Here is a 17,836-nt window from a genome sequence, read left to right as displayed (position 1 = left end):
CTTTGCAGACATACCGCGTCTCGCTTGATATGGCGCTTGCGGGAAGGTCATTCCCCTCTGCGTCAGCGGGCTTGCAAGTCGCGCGGGGACAGTTTGGCAGCTTCGCAGCTGGATCGTCGCAGAACGGCTTCATGCTGTTGTTGATGCATTCACACCCGCACTCGGCAAATGCGCGGCCATTGAAAGCGAAGACAAAGACGAGCGCAAATACCGCTGCTGGCAGTCGCATGGACGCCTCCCCGGAAATCTCCTGGCCTGAGGGTAAGGTCGACCGATCTTGTCGAAAAGATATCAAAACGACGTACCGGCGAGGCACCACCATCGCCACGGCCTCGAGACATCAGGTCGGCAAGGTTGCGCCGGCGGTTCAGACCGCGATCGGCGCCTTGATCGTCGCGTCGGCGACATAATTTTCCAGCCGGAAATCCTCGAAGCGGAAGGCGAAGAGATCCTTCACTTCAGGGTTGATCCACATGGTCGGCAGCGTTCTTGGCGTGCGCCGAAGTTGCTCGCGCGCCTGCTCGAAATGGTTCGAATAAAGATGCGCGTCGCCGAGCGTATGGACGAAATCACCGGGCTTCAGGCCGGTCACCTGCGCCACCATCAGCGTCAGCAGGGCGTAGGAGGCGATGTTGAACGGCACGCCGAGGAAGATGTCGCCGGAACGCTGGTAAAGTTGGCAGGAAAGCCGGCCTTCCGAGACGTAGAACTGGAACAGGCAATGGCATGGCGGCAACGCCATCGCCTCCACCTCGGCCGGATTCCAGGCCGAAACGATCAGCCGCCGCGATTGAGGATTGCGGCGTATCTCTTTCACAAGATTGTTTATCTGATCGATCGACCCGCCATGGCCGTCCGGCCAGGAACGCCACTGCTTGCCATAGACGGGGCCAAGGTCGCCATTCTCGTCAGCCCATTCGTCCCAGATGGAAACGCCATGGTCGGTCAGATATTTGATATTGGTTTCGCCGGCCAGGAACCACAAAAGCTCATGAATGATCGATTTCAGGTGCAGCTTCTTGGTGGTGGTGACGGGAAAGCCGCGCGCCAGATCGAAGCGCATCTGGTAGCCGAACACGGAGCGCGTGCCCGTGCCCGTGCGGTCGCCGCGGTCGGCGCCATGATCCAGCACGTGCTGCAGAAGGTCGAGATACTGGCGCATCGGTTCGGCTCGATTCGATTGTGCGAGCATTATAGCTGCTAGACAGGCGGCCGAACACATCAAAACGGCGCAGGCGACGCTTGCCTCATCACTGTTTCGGCGTCTGCGCCGACATCCAAGCAAACTGGCCGCAGCCTCGGTGTCCGTCTTGCAACGCCGGCAATTGGCGAAACCATCGGTGACAGCATTCCTCTCCCCGTCTCTATACGGGGAGAAGATGGCGGCAGCCAGATGAGGGGCAGCACAAGCCGTGCCCGTTACAAACCAGCGGCGCGCTTCAGCAGCCGCGCGAGCACGGAATTCTCAGAGCGAACCGAGCTTTCCCAGGTCCTTGGCAACGAGGTAGTAAAAAGTCACTCGATTCTTGGTGTTGTCTGCGGCCATCGCCTTGCAGGTCTTCTCGATCGCAGCATCTGCCTTCGCCGCATCGGCGACGCCGAGCTTCTTGCCGACCCAATTTTCCCGGACGCGCTCGAGTTCTTTGGGATCGGTGCAGGACACCAGCGAGGAGTCGCGGTTCCTGAGCGCGATGCCCAGATGCTTGACGATCTTCTCGACAATTTCCGCACTCGCGGCGGCGTCGTATTTCTTCACGTCTGCAAGATAGTCGGCCATCAAAATTCCCCTCGTCGGCGCCACGGATCCGGTCGATGAGGGCTGTGGCGCGCTCCGCAACTCGTGCGCTCGGTCGGTAACTCCTCACCGCGGCAAAGCTTCGGTTGAGACCGTTCCCAAGTCAACCCTGCCGCGTCGCATTTTGACACAGGGACAAAGCACATTGCGGTCTTTCATTTCTGGCGATGGGCCCCTATATTCGCTTCGTCGGCTTGACCGACTATGGCGATAAACTGGCGATGAAATAAGCCGTTCGGACCCGGGGGCGGTACCCGGCGCCTCCACCAAAAACCGCTCTGGAAGACGGAGCGGCTTTTGCTGGGGGCGAAATAGGATCGACGAAGGTGTAAAGATCGTACTTTTGCCCGGCATTGTACCACCGTCATCGGGCTAAACTTATAGTTGCCAACGACAACTATGCGGAAGCACGTCTCGCTGCTTAATGCAGTGCGATAGCTTCAAATCAAGCCCTAGGGGTTCGCACTTCTAGGCGGGGTTCGGAGGTACCTGGCAACAGAAACCTCCACTTCTCCCCTTTTTCATCGGCATCACGCGCAACGGCACGCTCGCGCCGGCTAGACTTCGTTCGGCCCATGGGAGGCGACGCAGTGGAGCCGCGTGCCTCCTTCGACATGGGTAAAAAATGCAAAACAATTCCGACCGATTCTTCGTGCTGACCGGCGGTCCGGGCTCCGGCAAGACCACACTGATCGAAGCCTTGCGCCGTGCAGGGTTCGCCACCTCGGTCGAGGCCGGACGCGGCATCATTCGCGACCAGTCCGCCATTGGCGGCTCCGCTTTGCCTTGGAGCGATCGCGCATTGTTTGCCGAATTGATGCTGTCCTGGGAGATGCGCTCGTACCAAGCCGCGATCGAACAGGAAGGACCGGTCTTCCTCGATCGTGGCGTGCCCGACACGCTGGGCTATCTCCGCCTCAGCGGTCTGCCGGTGCCCGATCACGTCGGCATCGCAGCGAAGCGTTGCCGCTACAACCCTCGTGTCTTCGTTGCCCCGCCTTGGCCCGAAATCTTCACGCAGGATGAAGAACGCAAGCAAACGCTCGACGAAGCCGAGCGTACCTGTCACGCGCTGGTCGGCGTCTATGCCGAACTCGGTTATGAACTGGTACGGCTGCCCCTGGCGCCTGTCGAGACACGGCTGCGCTTCATGCTGGACGAAACGGGATTGGCATGAAAAAGGCCGGGATCGCCCCGGCCTCTTTCAATTTCCCGGCCTCTTTCAATTTATTGGCGATTGCCTACTCCGCCGGCGCTTCGACGGCCTCGCGCGAACGGCCGAGCGTGATCTTGGCCAGGGTGAAGGAGATCACCGCGCAGAGCGTGATGCCGGCGACCATCGGCAACGGCGTGCCGTCGAAAAAGATGCCCGCGACACCCATGGCGAGCGCACCGATGGCGAAGTGCAGCGTGCCCATCAGCGCCGAAGCCGTGCCGGCGATCTCGCCATGCTCCTCCATGGCCAATACCGAGGTGGTCGGAATGACCAGGCCGAGGAAGCCATAGCCGACGAACAGCAGCGCCGCCATCACATCCAGCCGGTCCACGCCGGAAGCCATGATAGCGAACAGTGCCACCATCGTCGTGGCGTAGCCGGTCACCGCTACCCACACCACCCGCTTGAGCCCGAAACGCTCGGAAAGCAGGCCGGTGAGCTGCGACATGCCGATGAAGGCGACGGCATTGATCGAGAAGAACACGCTATAGACCGAAGGCGACAGGCCGTAATGGTCGATCAGGATGAAGGACGAGCTCGACAGATAGACGAAGAAGCTCGCAATGCCGAAGCCCGCGATCGCCACCAGGCCGAGGAAATTGCGGTCCCCCATCAGGAAACGGTAGCCTGAAAGGGCGGTGCCAAAGGAAGAACCGGCGCGTTCTTCAGCCGGCCGCGTCTCCTTGAGCGAGGTCGCGAGCAGGATGGTTGCTAGCACCGCTGCGGCCGTGACGGTCCAGAACACGGCGCGCCAGCCGAAACTCTCGATGATCTGGCTGCCGGTCAGCGGCGCCAGGATCGGCGATACCGAGAACACCAGCATCAGCAACGACATCAGCTTGGCGGCTTCGTTGCCAGTGTGCAGGTCGCGCACGATCGCGCGCGGAATGGCCATGCCGGCGCTGGCGCCAAGGCCCTGCAGGAAACGGAAGGCGATCAGCCATTCGATCGTCGGCGCCAATGCCGAACCGACGCCGCCGACCATGAACAGCGCAAGACCGCCATAGAGCGGCAGCTTGCGTCCGACCATATCGGAGATCGGCCCGACGACGATCTGGCCGAAGCCCATCGACAGGAAGAAGATCAAAAGGCTCATCTGCACGGCTGCGGTGCCGGCGTTGAGATCCGCGCCGATCGAGGGCAATGCGGGCAGATACATATCGATGGCGAAGGGCCCGATGGCGGACAACAGGCCGAGCACGACCGCGATGCGGAGGAATTTGGGACTCATGATGTTGGCTTCTTTCGAATCTGGTTGCCGCCGCAAGGCGACGTCTGACCCCAGGACGTTCGATCCCGTGGGATTCCGACTCTCCGAGAGCGAATTGTTCGCCTGTCCAGAGGTGAACCCCTTATAGCGTGTCCACAAATTTAGACAGTCTTGTCTAAATCGTCAATCACCTCTATATAGATTTTCATGAGACCGGGTGTTTCTCCTGACAGTTTCCCGCCACGCAGCCACGAGGCCAAGCGCATCTCGGTGGTCGACGCCGCCGCTTCCGTGTTCTGCCGCGAGGGCTTTGCCGGCGCCAATATCGACCTGATCGCCGCCGAGGCGGGTGTCTCGCGCCAGACCGTCTACAACCACCATGGCGACAAGGAAAAGCTCTTCATCGCCGTAGTCCGCGATCTCACCGAGCGCTGCAATGCCGGCATCTTCGCCACCATCGCCACGTTCCCGGACCAGCCGAGGGATCTGGAAGCGGATCTGATCGGCTTTGCCGTGCGCCTGAACCAGAACTGCATCTGCAACCGCGACGGAAAATTCCTGCGCAAGCTGATCCAGACCGAAGGCGAACGCTACCCTGAATTGTTCGCCGAATGGCGCGAACAGGGCCCGGGGCGGACCTGGCCGGCAATCGCCGCCCGCTTCGCCCGCCTTGCCTATGGCGGTTACCTCGCGATCGACGACCCCGACGTCGCGGCGCGGCAGTTCCTCGGCCTCGTCAATGCTGAATTGCAGACGACCTTCATGCTCGGCGGCACCCCGGCCGAGGACGAGGTCGTGCAATCGGCGACAAATGGCGTGCGCACCTTCCTGCGCGCTTTCGGCAAGCGCCCCTCCCCGACCAGCGTCAAGAAACACGCCGCGCTTGCCAACGCGTGACATTTGCGGGTGACGCAAGCCGGCTTCCGCGATCAAATCTCGGCAATCGTCCTCGCTTCCTCGCGGCGGCGGTCTATATGCGGTTTACGCCGCGCTCAAGCTTGATTACAGCTATGCGGACGATTCAACGGAACCCGACCGCCACATGGCCGACGACCACATCCGCTATGACATTCTGGCCCAGGAGGCGTTGCGCGGCGTCATGCGCAAGGTCCTGGCCGAGGTCGCGCGCACCGGCCTCCCCGGCAACCATCATTTCTTCATCACCTTCCTGACCGGCGCGCCGGGCGTGCGCGTGTCTTCGCGGCTGCGCGAGCGCTATCCGGAGCAGATGACCATCGTCATCCAGTTCCAGTATTGGGACCTGAAGGTCACCGAGACCGGTTTCGAGGTCGGGCTCTCCTTCTCGGACGTGCCGGAAAAACTCGAAATCCCGTTCTCGGCGGTGCGCGGCTTCTACGATCCGTCGGTTAACTTCGAACTCGAATTCGACGTCAAGACCGAAGGCCAGTCAGATGACGAACCAGCTTCCCAGCCGGCGTCCGAACCGCTCGCCATCGTCTCCGAGAAAAAGCCGAAGGCGGAGAAGAAGGCCGCCGAACCCGAGAAGAAGGCGGCCGATGCCGATGCCGCCAAGGGCGCCGAAGTCGTCTCGCTCGACGCCTTCCGCAAGAAATAAGCCTTCGGGTCGCGCGTTATGGCCGACATCGTCAATCTGCGCCAGGCTCGCAAGCAGAAGGCAAGGCTGGAGAAGGAACGCACTGCCAGCCAGAACCGCGCCCTGTACGGCCGCTCCGGGGCAGAGAAGGAACGCGACCGCCTGGTTGCCGAAAAGGCCGAGTTCTTCGTCGCGGGCCATCGGCGTCAACCGTCGCCCGATCCGGACCCCAAATGAGCTCCAGGTGAGCCCGGTCGAAAAACGCTCGGTGACGATCCGTGGCCACCGCACCAGCTATTCGCTCGAAAAGCCGTTTTTTGACGACCTTGTCGCCATCGCCGTCGCGCGCAATCTGACCCTTGCCGCGCTGGTCGCGGAAGTCGACGAAAACCGGCCGCGTGACACCAATCTGTCCTCGGCGCTCCGGATCCATGTACTGGCCTGGGCGAAGCGCGGCCGCGCCTGACGCCTGGCTCCGTCAGGCAGTGCCTTCCTGTTTCCCGCGGCGGGTGCCGAACCCCAGCAGGGCCGTGCGATCGCGCTCTTCCGCCTGCTTCCTGGATCTGACGCGCATCAGGTCCTTCCAGCCGACGTAACCGACCAGCGTTCCGTCGTCGCGTGCCACGACCGGCAGATGCGACACGTTGGCCGTCAGGAGCTTGTCCGACAGGCCTTCCAGATATTCATCGGGATAGGCAAGCGTCACCTTGCTGCCGGCCAGCAAGTCGCCGAGCGTCGTCGTCCGGTGCTTGCCGGCACGCCGCCAGCGCAGAATCGCCGGTGGATCGATGAGGCCGAGCACCTGCCTGTTGCCGTCAATGACCGGGAAGCTCGGATGACGCGTCTCCGGCGCAGTCAGGAATGCCGCTGCGCCATGCAGCGTCATCGTCGCCGGCACGCTCTGGACCTGCGTGGTCATCACTTCATGCACCCTGGTCAGCGCGAACGGATCGACCCGGTATTCGCGCACCAGATGATGCCCTCGCCTGGCGATCTTCTCGGTCAGGATGGAACGTTTCATCAAAAGCACCGTCACCGCATGGGCGGCGGCGCAGGCCGCGATCAGCGGCACCAGCACATGCGTGTTGCCGGTCAATTCGACCGCGAAGAAGGTCGCCGTCAGCGGCGCGCGCATCGTGCCACCCATGGTCGCCGCCATCGCCAGCAGCGCCCAGAAGCCGGGATCGGCCGCCGGCAGGAAGCCGGCGAGCACCGCGCCCATCGCGCCGCCCATGATCAGCAGTGGCGCCAGCACGCCGCCCGACGTTCCCGAGCCCAACGCCACGGACCAGATGACGGCTTTCACCACCAACAACAGGAGTGCTGCCGTCGCGATCGTACGGCCGTCCAGCATGCTGGATATGTTGTCGTAGCCTACGCCGAGCGCCTGCGGCTCGATCAGGCCGCCAATGCCGACGACGAGACCGCCGAGCATCGGCCACCACATCCAGTGGATCGGCAGCTTCTGGAAACCGTCCTCGCAGGCATAGACCATCTGCGTCAGCAAGGCAGACAGGAGGCCGGCGGCAACGCCGATCAGGACCCAGCCGCCAAGGCCGGCAAAGGAAATCGCCATGCCGCCCTGAAACGGAAAGATCGGTCCCGGCATGTGTAGCATGGTGCGCTCGACCTCCGCCACGATGGCAGCCACCGCCACCGGAATGAAGCTGCGCGGCGTCCATTCGAACAGAAGCAGCTCCACCGCCAGCATGATGGCGGCGATCGGCGTTCCGAACACGGTGGTCATGCCCGCGGCAGCGCCCGCCACCAGCAGCGTCTTGCGCTCATTGTCGCTGACCGGCAGCATCTGCGCGATCAGCGAGCCGATGGCGCCGCCGGTCATGATGATCGGGCCCTCGGCGCCGAACGGGCCACCGGAGCCGATCGAGATCGCCGACGACAGCGGCTTCAGCACCGCGACCTTGGCGTCCAGCCGCGAGCGCCCGAGCAGGATCGCTTCGATCGCTTCTGGAATGCCGTGGCCACGGATCTTCTCGCTGCCGTAGCGCGCCATCAGGCCGATGATGAGTGCGCCGATCACCGGCACGGCGACGGCGGCATAGCCAAGCGGCGTGTCCTCCAGTTTCAGATCGGCGAGCGTGAATTGACCGAAATAGGCGACGTTGGTGGCGAGCCGGATCAATTTCAGCAGGATGATGCCGGCAAACAGCCCGGCCGTCGCCACCACCACCGCGATGCCCGCGATCAGCAACACCCTGGCGTCGGTGGTGAAATCGCGCAGATGTCCGGGACTGCCCTGTTCAGTCTTCATTGCCTGCCTGCTTTCCGTGGCGTGTCGCTGTTGGAGGATCGGCAAACCGTCAAAACGGCTTTGCCGGCGGCTATGTATCGTAATACGATATAAATATTCAAGCGGGCCTGGCCCGAAATCGTTTGAGCTTTGGCCGGAATGACAACACATGTCTGATATGTCGCATCCGAAAGAACCCCGCCCCGCCATCAGCCAGGCCGACTACCAGCGGCTGTCGGAGTTCCGCTATCTGATCCGCCGCTTCCTGGAATTCAGCCAGCTACAGGCCGAAGACGCCGGTCTGACGCCGCGCCAACATCAGGCACTGCTCGCCATAAAGGGTTTTCCCGGCGGAGGCCCGGTAGCTATCGGCGACCTCGCCGAACGCTTGCGCATCCGCCATCATAGCGCCGTCGAACTGGTCAACCGCCTGTGCGAGGCCGGGCTGATCGTCAGAGATCAGGACAAGGAGGACCAGCGCAAGGTGCTGCTGCAACTGACCGAGCGGGCCGATGCCTGCCTCGCCGACTTGTCGGCCGTGCATCTCGACGAGCTTTCGCGCATCGAACCCATGCTGAGGAGCGTGCTCGCCCGAAAGGACCGCGACACGCTCTAGAGACAAGTTTCGCAACCTAGCTGAATGGAGGCTATGCCATGTACAACACCTGGTTTTCCAAGGCAGTCCCGGTTTCCACAGGCGTTACTGGCGACGTTCGAAATCTGTCCAATGCCGAACAAGCTCTCGACCTTCTTACCAATCACTGGCGCGATGCGGGAAGCATCAAGCATAAGGCTGCGCTGCGGGCGTGCCGGCAGGCCATGAACGGCGGCGTATCGGCCGATACCGCCAGGGATGCTTTTGTCGAAGCCGCGAGGGAAGCGCGCATTCTGGTCGAATAACTGCCGCGCATGGCCTGGGCGTTGTTGGCCCAACCACAGGCCCGACATAGCGTCGTCGATCAACGGCGAGCGCATGATAAGATCGCGACAGCCGTCAGCAACGCGCCGTCGTCCATTCAACTTTGCGAAGCCCGGCTACCATCGGGAAGATGGGACATAAGGGGCCGCATAAAAAAATTCCGGAAACCCTGAATCCTTTGGCTCCGCCGCTTCGTCTCGGACATGAGCGACCTGCAAGGTGCAGGGCCGGCAAAGGAACAGACAAGATGAAACACCATTTGATACGTTACAGGACCAAACCGGAGCTGGTCGACGAGAACGAGCGGCTGGTCAAGGCCGTGTTCCAGGAATTGCGGGATAAATCGCCCGAAGGGTTTCGCTACATGACATGGCGGTCCGGCGACGGTACCTTCTTCCATCTGGTCGAGGCGGCAACCGAGGAGCAGGCCGGCACCCTTCCGGGGCTAGCGGCATTCGCGACTTTTCAGAACGGCATCAGGGATCGCTGCATCGAGCCTCCGCATCGCGAGGCGATGACGGTAGTAGGCAGTTACCGGATGCTGGACCAGTAGGCGCGATCAAGCGATGTAGAGAACGACGGGCGTATGAACATCCTCATTCCTGGCGAGCACCGCGCGCTCATCGAACGCCTGTTTGGGGAGTTGCGCCCAAAGCTGCACCGCTATTGCGCGCGCATGACGGGTTCCGTCTTTGACGGCGAGGACGTGTTGCAGGAAGCGCTGGCCAAGGCGTTCGAGGCTTTGCCGAACGCCGGCCAGATCGCAAATCCGGAGGGCTGGCTGTTCCGCATCGCGCACAACACGGCACTCGATTTTCTGCGCCGGCGAGCCCGCGAAAAGGCCTTTTCCGATGAGGATCCGGACATGATCGTCGACCCGGCCAACGCCACCTTCGACCGTCAGGCCGCTGCCGCCGGCCTGCACACCTTCATGCGCCTGCCCGTCGCGCAGCGCAGCAGCGTCATCATGATGGACGTTCTGGGTTATTCGCTGCAAGAGATCAGCGCCGCGCTGGACACCAGCGTCCCGGCCGTCAAGGCGGCGCTGCATCGTGGCCGCGGCCGCTTGCGCCAGCTCGCCGCCGAGCCCGAGGATCGGCCGGTTCCCAGGCTAGGCGTCTCCGAACGCCTGTTGCTCGAAGCCTATATCGATCGCTTCAACGCCCGTGATTTCGACGCCGTGCGCGACATGCTCGCCGATGAAGTTCGCCTGGAGCTGGTGGCCAGGACGCGGTTTACCGGACCCAAGGAAGTGGCTACCTATTTCCACAACTATTCCCGCCTCCGCGATTGGCGTTTCGTGCCGGGATTCGTCGAGGACAGGCCGGTGGTCCTCGTTCACGACGGCAACGACCCGGCTGCGCGACCAGCCTATTTCATCCTGCTGGTCTGGCAGGAGGGCAAGCTTGCCGCCATCCGCGATTTTCGTCACGCCCGCTACGTCGCCGACAGCGCCGAACTGCTCGTTCTTTGAACGATCGAGGGAAATCCCTGCCTACTACCCTACTACCCTACTACCCTACTACCCTACTACCCTACTACCCTACTACCCTACTGCCCTACTGCCCTACTGCAAAGACTTCAGCAAATTGTCGATCGTAGACGGATTGAACTGCGGTTTGGCCGGAGGCGGATTGTCGTTGGCCACCGGCGGCGGCGCCCGTTCCGGGTTCGGCGCCTGCTCGGCGCCCTTGCGCTCTGCTTCCAGCCTTGCCTTCTCCTGCGAGGCGGTCCGCATCGCCTCCTCGGCCTTTGCCTTGGCATCCGCCTCGGCTTTGGCCTTTGCCTCGGCATCCGCTTTGGCCCTGGCCTCTGCTTCGGCCCGCGCCTGAGCTTCCGCCTCGGCTTTCGCCTTGGCGTCGGCCTCGGCCTTCAGCCGCGCCGCCTCCTCCTGCTGTCGCAGCTCCTCGGCCGCCTTGTCGCGCTGGTCCTGCAACGCAGCGTAATAGCGCACCTCGCGCCGCAGCCGCTGCTTCTCCAGCAACGCGGCCTGCATCGCCTCGACCCGCTGCTGCTCCTTCTCGAGCGCGCGCTGGGTCAGGAACTGCGCCAGCGGTTCGCTGTCGAACTGCCGTTTGACGGCGCCGAACGGCCCCTCGACGCTGAAATTCATCGCCGGTTCGGAACCGACGAGCGCTTCGTCGCCGGGCCGGTAGGTGACCGCGCCCTTGGCGGAGACCGTATCGGCATTGAGGTCCGCCGTGATGTCGGCGGACAAGGTCGCCGAAGGATTTTCGAGGCTGATCGGCGGCGCTCGCAGCGTGCCACCTGCAATGGTGAAGGCGATGTCGGTATCCTTTGCCGCGAAACTGCCATCTGCCGCGATAGCGGGCGCGAAGCCGGCGGTCTTGGCTGCATCGATATCGCGGCCGATCGCGTCCGCCTTGGCGAGGAAGGTGCTGAACGCATTGGGATTGACGCCGGCGACCGTGACGCCCTTCAGCGCCGCCGTGCCCGAACCCGACAGAGCGGCAACCATCGCGTCGACCGATTTGCCACTTGTCGAAAACGCCGCGGAGACATCCCCCTTGCCGCCGATGCCGGCATCCGGCAGCAAGGCTGGCAGATCGGCGTCCGCGAGCTTCATCTGGCCGGTGAAAAGCCCAGTGCCGTCATTGTTTTTCAATTCGAACAGGCCGGTCAGCGCACCGCCAAGGAATTTCGCCTTGAGATCGGACACGCGGATGCCTTCCTGGTCGAGCTTCAGCGACAAGGCCGCGTCATAGGCGGTCGCGAATGGCCCTGCGGCAAGGGAAGCCGTGGTCAAGTCGAGATCGGCCGTGAATGGAAGGCTGGATTTCTGGCTGAACGGGGCCGACGGCCACACACCGCCGTTGTTGTCTCCGCTCTTGTCCGTGAACGCGGAATCGCCGAACAGCGCCACCGCCATCGGGTCGAGATCAAGTTCGTCGAGCGCCAGCGAGCCGGCCAGATGCGGCACGCCATCTTTGCCGTCAATCCCCTCCTTGACGTCGATGTTCACGTCACCCGACACCGCAGATTCGTTGATGGCGGCGTTGAGGCCGGAGAGCACCAGTAGGCCGTTGCCGTAATCGGCCTGCGCGGTGAGCGACGTCGACGTGCCTGTCCCCATGCCCGGCAGGCCTATGCCCGATGTCATCAGCCAGGGCTCGATGTCGGCCGTATCGAGGCTGACCTTGCCCTTCGCGACCGGACCTTGCGGCGTGTCGGCTACGGTGCCGTCGAAACCGGCGTTGAAGTCGTTGCCGGCAAGGCTGAAGCTCGTCGCCAGGCCGCCGCCCAGCGTGCCCTTGGCCTGGATGTCGGTGCTTGCCTCGCCGAGCATGCCGAGCGGCAGTGCCGGCAAGCCGTAAAGTGCCAGCAGCGCTGTGGCGTCGGGGTTCCTGGCATTGAAGGTCAGCGCCACAGGCGCTTCAAGAAGCTTGTCGACCGCTCCCTTCCCCGACAGCGAGGCGGAAAAGGACGATCCGCCGGCCTTGCCTTGCCCGCTCACAGCAAGCCCTGTTGTGCCGTCGCCATTGTCGGCAGCACTCACCACAAGATCGACGCGCGAGTCCTGGAACAGGTCGGGATAAGCAGCGGCGCGGCTTGCCAGTCCCTTGAGCACGGCATTGTCGGCATAGTGCTGCGCCGCCACGTCTATCAGCGGCTTCAGGTCGACGGCGACCACGGAGGCGTCAAGCTTGCCGGTCGGGCTCGCTGGGAAATCCTTGATCCGGCCTGTGGCGCTGATCGACGCGCCAGCCAGCCCGCCCACCGACAGCCGGTCGATCTCAAGCAGCCCGTCGCGCAGCCTGAGCGCGGTGTCGACCGTGTCGGCGGTCAAGCCTCCGGCACTGACCGGTCCCGCCTTGATCTGGAAATCGAGGTCGCGGTCGGCAAATCGGTTGGCGCCCTTGTCACTGATGAAGATCGAAGCGAAGGCCGCTAGCCCGTCGACATCGAGATCGCCGCCTTCCAGCCGCATCAGCACCGAGGGCCTGGCGTCGTCGGGCTGGCTGGAATCGATGCGGCCGGAAAACATCGCTTTGCCCAGGACCAGTTCGAGATCGCTGAAGGCCTGGCGCTTTTCGGAGAGATCGACTTTAGCCCGGAAGCCGGCGGCGGGCAGACGCCGGATCGCCTCGTCGACGTCCTTGGACAACCAGGCAGCGAAGCCGGAAGGCTGCGCCACCGCCAGCAGCAGCGAACCGGTGAAGCCGAAATGGTTCTCGACGCTGAGCAGGCCGTCGGCCTCCAGCGTGGCGCGGCCGGGCAGTGTCGCGGCGAGCGATTTCACCGACCAGCCGCCATCGACCGGCTCGGCGGAAAGATGAACGTCGCGAACCGTGGTGTCACCGGCCACCACGGCCGGCAACCTGACCTCGACCGTTCCGGGAATGGTCGGCTTGGGCAGGTCGAGCAAAGCCTGTTCCAGTCCGGCAATGCGCTGATCCAGTGTCAGGCCGGCGCCTGCCGCACCCACGGCCTCGTCGAACTGCACCTGCGCGCCATTGGCCTCGATGGCGAAGCTCGGCTTCTGGCCGAGATCGATCGAGGCCTTGCCGTCGGCGGTATAGGGATTGTCGAGGGGTCCGGTCTCGAAGCGGAATTCATCGATGCCGAGCTTCTGGTGATCGAGCGCGAACTTGCCGTTAACCCGAAAGCCGGGATTGGACTTGCCGGTGCCGACCTTCACCGTCTCGCCATCGGTGCCCCGCAACTGGGCTGAGTTCTTATCGGCGCCGGAAATCTTGAACTGTCCGGAGTAGATGGCGGCGCCGTTGACGATGCCGGCATTGCCGTCGGTTTCGATGACCAGCGGATACGCGTCGGGATCGGCCTTGAGCCGAAACCGCATCTGGCCGTTGGCTTCGGCCTTGCCGGTAGTGGCGGCAACCGTCGTGCGCAGGCCGTCGAACCTCAACGTGCCATCCATGCGCCACGGGCCCGCCAGCGATTTGGCCGAAATGGTCGAATTGATCTCGGACATGGTGTGGCTGCGTCCGCCGGCGGCATGACGCAGCTCGATCTGCCCTTCCGTCACCGTCAGCTTCTCGATCGAGATCTGGTTGAGGTTGAAGGGCGAGGACGGCCGCATCGCCCAGTCGACGGTGCCATTGGCGGCGATGTCGATCGTCGCTTTCGGCCGCACCAGCCGCATGTCGAAAATCAGCACCTCGCCACGCAGGAACGGCGCCAGTTCCGCATCCATCGAAAACGTCTCGACGGTCATCGCCGGCTGGCCGGCGGGGCCGCCGGCAACGGCGACATTGGAGAAGGTTACCGACGGAAACGGCAACAAGCGCGCCGTGGCGTCGCCCTGCACGGTCACCTTGCGGCCGAGAATGGCGCTCGCTTCGCGCTCGAACTGCGCCCGATAGCCGGACCAGTCGACAAAATACGGCCCCACCAGCGCCGCGCACAGCACCAGCACGAACAGGCCACCAAAGATCACGAACAGGCGTGCGAGCATCAGTTCCGAACGGTTTGGTTGAAATCAGCCGCACTCTACCTGCATCCGCGTGTCGATAAAGAGGCAATTCGATCGTCGTCGGCGACAACCATGGACGGCGTTCGATGTTGCGCGGTCGCTCTTGATCGCGATACCTTGCTTTGGGCGTCCTCGCCCTGTTCCGGTCGCGGCGTTTTCCGATCCGGGATCGTCTGAAACAATCCTGGAAAAGCGGAGAATTGGGGATGTCGGGGAAGAACTGGGACCGTGTGCCGATCGATGCGCAGAGCGTCGACGCGCCGCTTTCGCAATCAGCGATTTTCCTTGTCGTCACCATAGCCGATGAACAGGCGGTTCTCGGAAAGGTTTGTTCCGTACTCGGCGACCTTGACGACCTGGTCAAGACTGTCGGGTTCCGCGACCTCGGCGGCCGCCTGTCCTGCATCGCCGGCATCGGCCACGATCTATGGAACCGGCTCAACCCCGGCCGGCGGCCGGCGGAGTTGAAGCGGTTCACGCCGATCAAGGGTGCGGTTCACGCCGCGCCCACGACGCCGGGCGACCTTCTCTTCCATATCCGCTCCGAGCGGCCAGACATGTGCTTCGAGTTCGAGCGTATCCTGCTGGACAGGCTTGGTGCCGGCGTGACCGTCGTCGACGAAGTCTCGGGGTTTCGTTATTTCGATGCCCGCGACCTGCTCGGTTTCGTCGACGGCACAGCCAACCCCACCGGCCTCGATCTGCCCGCCTCGGCGCTCGTTGGCGACGAAGATCCCGATTTTGCCGGCGGCAGCTATGTCGTCGTTCAAAAATACCTGCACGATCTCCAAGCGTGGGCGCGAATCCCCACGCCCGTGCAGGAGGCGATCATCGGCCGAACCAAGATCGACAACATCGAAATCGATGATGACGAAGCGCCGCGCAAATCGCACAAGTCGCTCGCCACCATCGAGGATGCCGACGGCACCGAACATGACATATTGCGCGACAACATGCCGTTCGGCCGGCCGGGGCAACGGGAATTCGGCACCTACTTCATCGGCTATTCGAGATATCTCTGGGTGATCGAGAAGATGCTGCAGCGCATGTATGTCGGCGACCCGCCCGGCGCCTACGACCGGCTGCTTGATTTCTCCACCCCTCACACCGGCACGACATTCTTCGCACCGACACGGCCGATGCTGCAGGTGCTTGCCGAGGCAGCGCCAGAGAAGTTGGCCACTCGGTAAACGACGCACACAGCAAAGCGGCCTACCGACCACGTGCCGGCGGAGAAGCGTTTGTCGTGCTTCGGCGTGCTGCGGAGATCAGCACGCGATCATCGGCGTCATCAGTGCGAATTCAACGCGCGTTGCGCTTTGCCTGCGCCACCTTGGCCGCTTTGCGTTGTCGGCCGAGCTCAGCCGGCCGAACCAGATTCGGCGTCCTCTGGTTTGCCACCGCTCGCATGCCCTTGTGCGCAGTGCGCGCGTTGAACGCTGGACCATCCGTCGGCGCTTTCTGCTTCAGGGCCAGCGCCTTGCGCGCGCTGTCGACCAATGAGACGCGCGCCGTCAACTGGCGGCGCCGTTCGGCCTCGCCATTCAACCGCCGCATGGCCGTCGCCAGCATCGCAAGCTTCAACTGAGAGCCGCCATCGGCCTTTGAAGCGACAGCCCCTTTCGGTGTGCCCTTGCCCCGGATTTCGCGCCGGCGTCGATGCGCCTCGGTCTGCGCCTTGTCGCGCCGCTCCCGAAGGCGTTTGACGAGGCCGGACAGATCGGCGTCAGAAAGGTCCTGGACCGCCGGATGGTGCGATTTTTCCACCAGCTCGTGTTCGTCGGCACTCAGCGCGCGCGCTTCTTCCTTGCGTGAAATCGCCATGACACCACTCCTCCGCTTGGGTTGCCCGTCTTCTGGGCCTTCAGCACACGGAGTCTCGGCCCGATTGGAGGTGGGGTCAAGACGAGCCGATGACGGCGTCTACTCGGCAGCCGGCAGGATCTTGCCCGGGTTCATGATATCGAGCGGATCGAGCGCCTGCTTGATCGTGCGCATGATGTCGACGCCGTGGCCGAGCTCATGGCGCAGGAAGCCAATCTTGCCTTGGCCGATGCCGTGCTCGCCGGTGCAGGTGCCCTCCATGGCGATGGCCCGCATGTTGAGCCGCGCCACGAACTTTTCCGACAGCGCGATTTCCTTCGGGTCGTTCACGTCCATCAGCACCAGGACGTGGAAATTGCCGTCGCCGGCATGGCCGACGATCGGCGCGACAAGCCCCATTTCGGCGATATCGGCCTCGGTTTCGGTGACGCATTCGGCAAAACGCGAGATCGGAACGCAGACGTCGGTCGACAGGCCCTTGGCGCCTGGCCGCAGCGTCAGCGACGACCAATAGGCGTCATGTCTGGCCTTCCAAAGTTTGGTGCGCTCCTCGGCGACACTGGTCCACAGGAACGGTCCGCCGCCATTCTCCTCGGCGATCATGCCGAAGGTCTCGGCCTGCTCGGCAACGCCGGCATCACTGCCATGGAATTCGACGAACAGGCACGGGCTTTCGGGATAGTCGAGCTTGGAATATGTCTTCATCGCCCGCATCTGCAGCGCGTTGACCAGTTCGATGCGCGCCACCGGAATGCCCATCTGGATCGTCGCGATGACGGCGTTGCAAGCCGCTTCGACGCTCGGAAACGGGCAGACACCACCGGAAATCGCCTGCGGAATCCCTTGCAGCCTCAAGGTCAGCGAGGTGATGATGCCGAGCGTGCCTTCCGAGCCGACCAGCAGCCGTGTCAGGTCGTAGCCGGCCGAGCTTTTTTTTGCCCGCTTGCCAGTGGTCACCGCCTCGCCATCGGCCATGACGGCCGTCAGCGACAGCACGTTCTCGCGCATCGTGCCGTAGCGCACCGCGTTGGTGCCTGAGGCCCGTGTCGCAGCCATGCCGCCCAGCGAGGCATTGGCGCCGGGATCGATTGGAAAAAACAGGCCGGTGTCGCGCAGATGCCGGTTGAGATCCTCGCGAGTCACCCCGGGCTCGACCGTGCAGTCGAGATCCTGCGGATTGACCGATAGGATCCGGTTCATCCGCGAAGTGTCGACCGAGATGCCGCCGCCCGGCGCGTTGGTGTGGCCTTCGAGCGACGAGCCGACGCCGAAGGCGATCACCGGCACGCGGTGCGCGGCGCAGGCGCGCACGATCTCCTGTACCTCGGCGGTCGTTTCCGGGAAGACGACGCCGTCCGGTGCCTGCGTCGGGATGTAGGTTGTCGTATGCGCATGCTGGGAGCGAACCGCCTGGCCGGTCTGAAAGCGCTCGCCAAACCGCTGCTTGAGGATGCCGAGCACGGCGGCGATGCCTTCTTCGTTGCGCTCGACCGGATTGAGGTCGCTCAGGGCCATGAATTCCTCCGCGAATGGACCAGTGTCCATGCTTGTCATGCATTTATGGATGATGCCTAACGCAATTCCAGGAAAAGTGTGAAGCGGTTTTCCCGG

Annotated in this window: 17 protein-coding genes and 1 other RNA gene; 11 read left to right on the top strand and 7 right to left on the bottom strand. The window is 63.2% G+C overall.

The window, feature by feature from the left end; translation table 11 throughout:
- Positions 1–367: 367 nt before the first annotated feature.
- Positions 368–1,162 (bottom strand): thymidylate synthase, encoded by a 795-nt coding sequence (locus tag FJ867_RS11025; RefSeq protein ID WP_140521267.1) that lies wholly within the window; start codon positions 1,160–1,162, stop codon positions 368–370.
- Positions 1,163–1,465: 303 nt separating this feature from the next.
- Entirely contained in the window at positions 1,466–1,777 is a 312-nt protein-coding gene (locus FJ867_RS11020) for a DUF2853 family protein (RefSeq protein ID WP_140495320.1), read from the bottom strand.
- A gap of 167 nt (positions 1,778–1,944) precedes the next feature.
- On the opposite strand from FJ867_RS11020, the gene ssrA reads away from it, so the two are divergent.
- Positions 1,945–2,305: a transfer-messenger RNA gene (ssrA, locus tag FJ867_RS11015) on the top strand.
- Between the two features lie 115 nt (positions 2,306–2,420).
- Positions 2,421–2,972 carry an AAA family ATPase gene (locus FJ867_RS11010; RefSeq protein ID WP_140516525.1) on the top strand — a complete coding sequence of 184 codons (552 nt, stop codon included), beginning with the start codon at positions 2,421–2,423 and terminating at the stop codon, positions 2,970–2,972.
- 64 nt (positions 2,973–3,036) lie between these two features.
- Here the strand turns inward: FJ867_RS11010 and FJ867_RS11005 are convergent, their stop codons facing one another.
- The gene (locus tag FJ867_RS11005; RefSeq protein ID WP_140664691.1) at positions 3,037–4,242 is read right to left on the bottom strand and encodes a multidrug effflux MFS transporter; all 1,206 of its coding nucleotides are present in this window, start codon (positions 4,240–4,242) and stop codon (positions 3,037–3,039) included.
- Positions 4,243–4,428: 186 nt separating this feature from the next.
- Between FJ867_RS11005 and FJ867_RS11000 the strand changes: the two genes are divergently transcribed.
- The 4 genes from FJ867_RS11000 to FJ867_RS10985 all read left to right on the top strand — a co-directional run bounded on the left by FJ867_RS11000 (position 4,429) and on the right by FJ867_RS10985 (position 6,242).
- Positions 4,429–5,118, top strand: a complete 690-nt coding sequence (locus tag FJ867_RS11000) for a TetR/AcrR family transcriptional regulator (protein ID WP_140495314.1) — start codon at positions 4,429–4,431, stop codon at positions 5,116–5,118.
- 145 nt (positions 5,119–5,263) lie between these two features.
- Complete coding sequence (locus FJ867_RS10995) at positions 5,264–5,797, top strand: SspB family protein (protein WP_140495312.1); 534 nt, start codon at positions 5,264–5,266, stop codon at positions 5,795–5,797.
- A gap of 18 nt (positions 5,798–5,815) precedes the next feature.
- The gene (locus FJ867_RS10990) at positions 5,816–6,013 is read left to right on the top strand and encodes a DUF4169 family protein (protein ID WP_140495310.1); all 198 of its coding nucleotides are present in this window, start codon (positions 5,816–5,818) and stop codon (positions 6,011–6,013) included.
- A 7-nt stretch (positions 6,014–6,020) separates the two neighbouring features.
- Positions 6,021–6,242: a ribbon-helix-helix domain-containing protein gene (locus tag FJ867_RS10985; protein ID WP_140648729.1), complete on the top strand. Its 222-nt coding sequence runs from the start codon at positions 6,021–6,023 to the stop codon at positions 6,240–6,242.
- Positions 6,243–6,254: 12 nt separating this feature from the next.
- Here the strand turns inward: FJ867_RS10985 and FJ867_RS10980 are convergent, their stop codons facing one another.
- The gene (locus FJ867_RS10980) at positions 6,255–8,048 is read right to left on the bottom strand and encodes a chloride channel protein (protein WP_140817376.1); all 1,794 of its coding nucleotides are present in this window, start codon (positions 8,046–8,048) and stop codon (positions 6,255–6,257) included.
- Positions 8,049–8,196: 148 nt separating this feature from the next.
- On the opposite strand from FJ867_RS10980, the gene FJ867_RS10975 reads away from it, so the two are divergent.
- The 4 genes from FJ867_RS10975 (at position 8,197) to FJ867_RS10960 (ending at position 10,420) form a co-directional block, all read left to right on the top strand.
- Positions 8,197–8,643: a MarR family winged helix-turn-helix transcriptional regulator gene (locus tag FJ867_RS10975; RefSeq protein ID WP_140495304.1), complete on the top strand. Its 447-nt coding sequence runs from the start codon at positions 8,197–8,199 to the stop codon at positions 8,641–8,643.
- 38 nt (positions 8,644–8,681) lie between these two features.
- Positions 8,682–8,927, top strand: a complete 246-nt coding sequence (locus FJ867_RS10970; RefSeq protein WP_140817374.1) for a DUF982 domain-containing protein — start codon at positions 8,682–8,684, stop codon at positions 8,925–8,927.
- A gap of 266 nt (positions 8,928–9,193) precedes the next feature.
- A complete protein-coding gene (locus FJ867_RS10965; RefSeq protein ID WP_140817372.1) occupies positions 9,194–9,499 on the top strand; it encodes a hypothetical protein in 306 nt (101 codons plus the stop codon).
- Between the two features lie 33 nt (positions 9,500–9,532).
- Positions 9,533–10,420: a sigma-70 family RNA polymerase sigma factor gene (locus FJ867_RS10960; RefSeq protein ID WP_140656816.1), complete on the top strand. Its 888-nt coding sequence runs from the start codon at positions 9,533–9,535 to the stop codon at positions 10,418–10,420.
- A gap of 93 nt (positions 10,421–10,513) precedes the next feature.
- Here the strand turns inward: FJ867_RS10960 and FJ867_RS10955 are convergent, their stop codons facing one another.
- Positions 10,514–14,383 carry an AsmA family protein gene (locus FJ867_RS10955; RefSeq protein ID WP_140648725.1) on the bottom strand — a complete coding sequence of 1,290 codons (3,870 nt, stop codon included), beginning with the start codon at positions 14,381–14,383 and terminating at the stop codon, positions 10,514–10,516.
- Positions 14,384–14,607: 224 nt separating this feature from the next.
- On the opposite strand from FJ867_RS10955, the gene FJ867_RS10950 reads away from it, so the two are divergent.
- The gene (locus FJ867_RS10950) at positions 14,608–15,591 is read left to right on the top strand and encodes a Dyp-type peroxidase (RefSeq protein WP_140495294.1); all 984 of its coding nucleotides are present in this window, start codon (positions 14,608–14,610) and stop codon (positions 15,589–15,591) included.
- Between the two features lie 112 nt (positions 15,592–15,703).
- Here FJ867_RS10950 and FJ867_RS10945 read toward each other — a convergent pair whose 3' ends face one another.
- Both FJ867_RS10945 and FJ867_RS10940 read right to left on the bottom strand, forming a co-directional pair.
- Positions 15,704–16,225 (bottom strand): hypothetical protein, encoded by a 522-nt coding sequence (locus FJ867_RS10945; RefSeq protein WP_140739480.1) that lies wholly within the window; start codon positions 16,223–16,225, stop codon positions 15,704–15,706.
- A 99-nt stretch (positions 16,226–16,324) separates the two neighbouring features.
- Positions 16,325–17,740, bottom strand: a complete 1,416-nt coding sequence (locus FJ867_RS10940; RefSeq protein WP_140521185.1) for an FAD-linked oxidase C-terminal domain-containing protein — start codon at positions 17,738–17,740, stop codon at positions 16,325–16,327.
- Positions 17,741–17,836: the final 96 nt, after the last annotated feature.

It is taken from the genome of Mesorhizobium sp. B2-5-3 (assembly GCF_006441005.1).
Taxonomy (GTDB): Bacteria; Pseudomonadota; Alphaproteobacteria; order Rhizobiales; family Rhizobiaceae; genus Mesorhizobium.
This window is presented reverse-complemented; position numbering and strand designations above follow the sequence as displayed.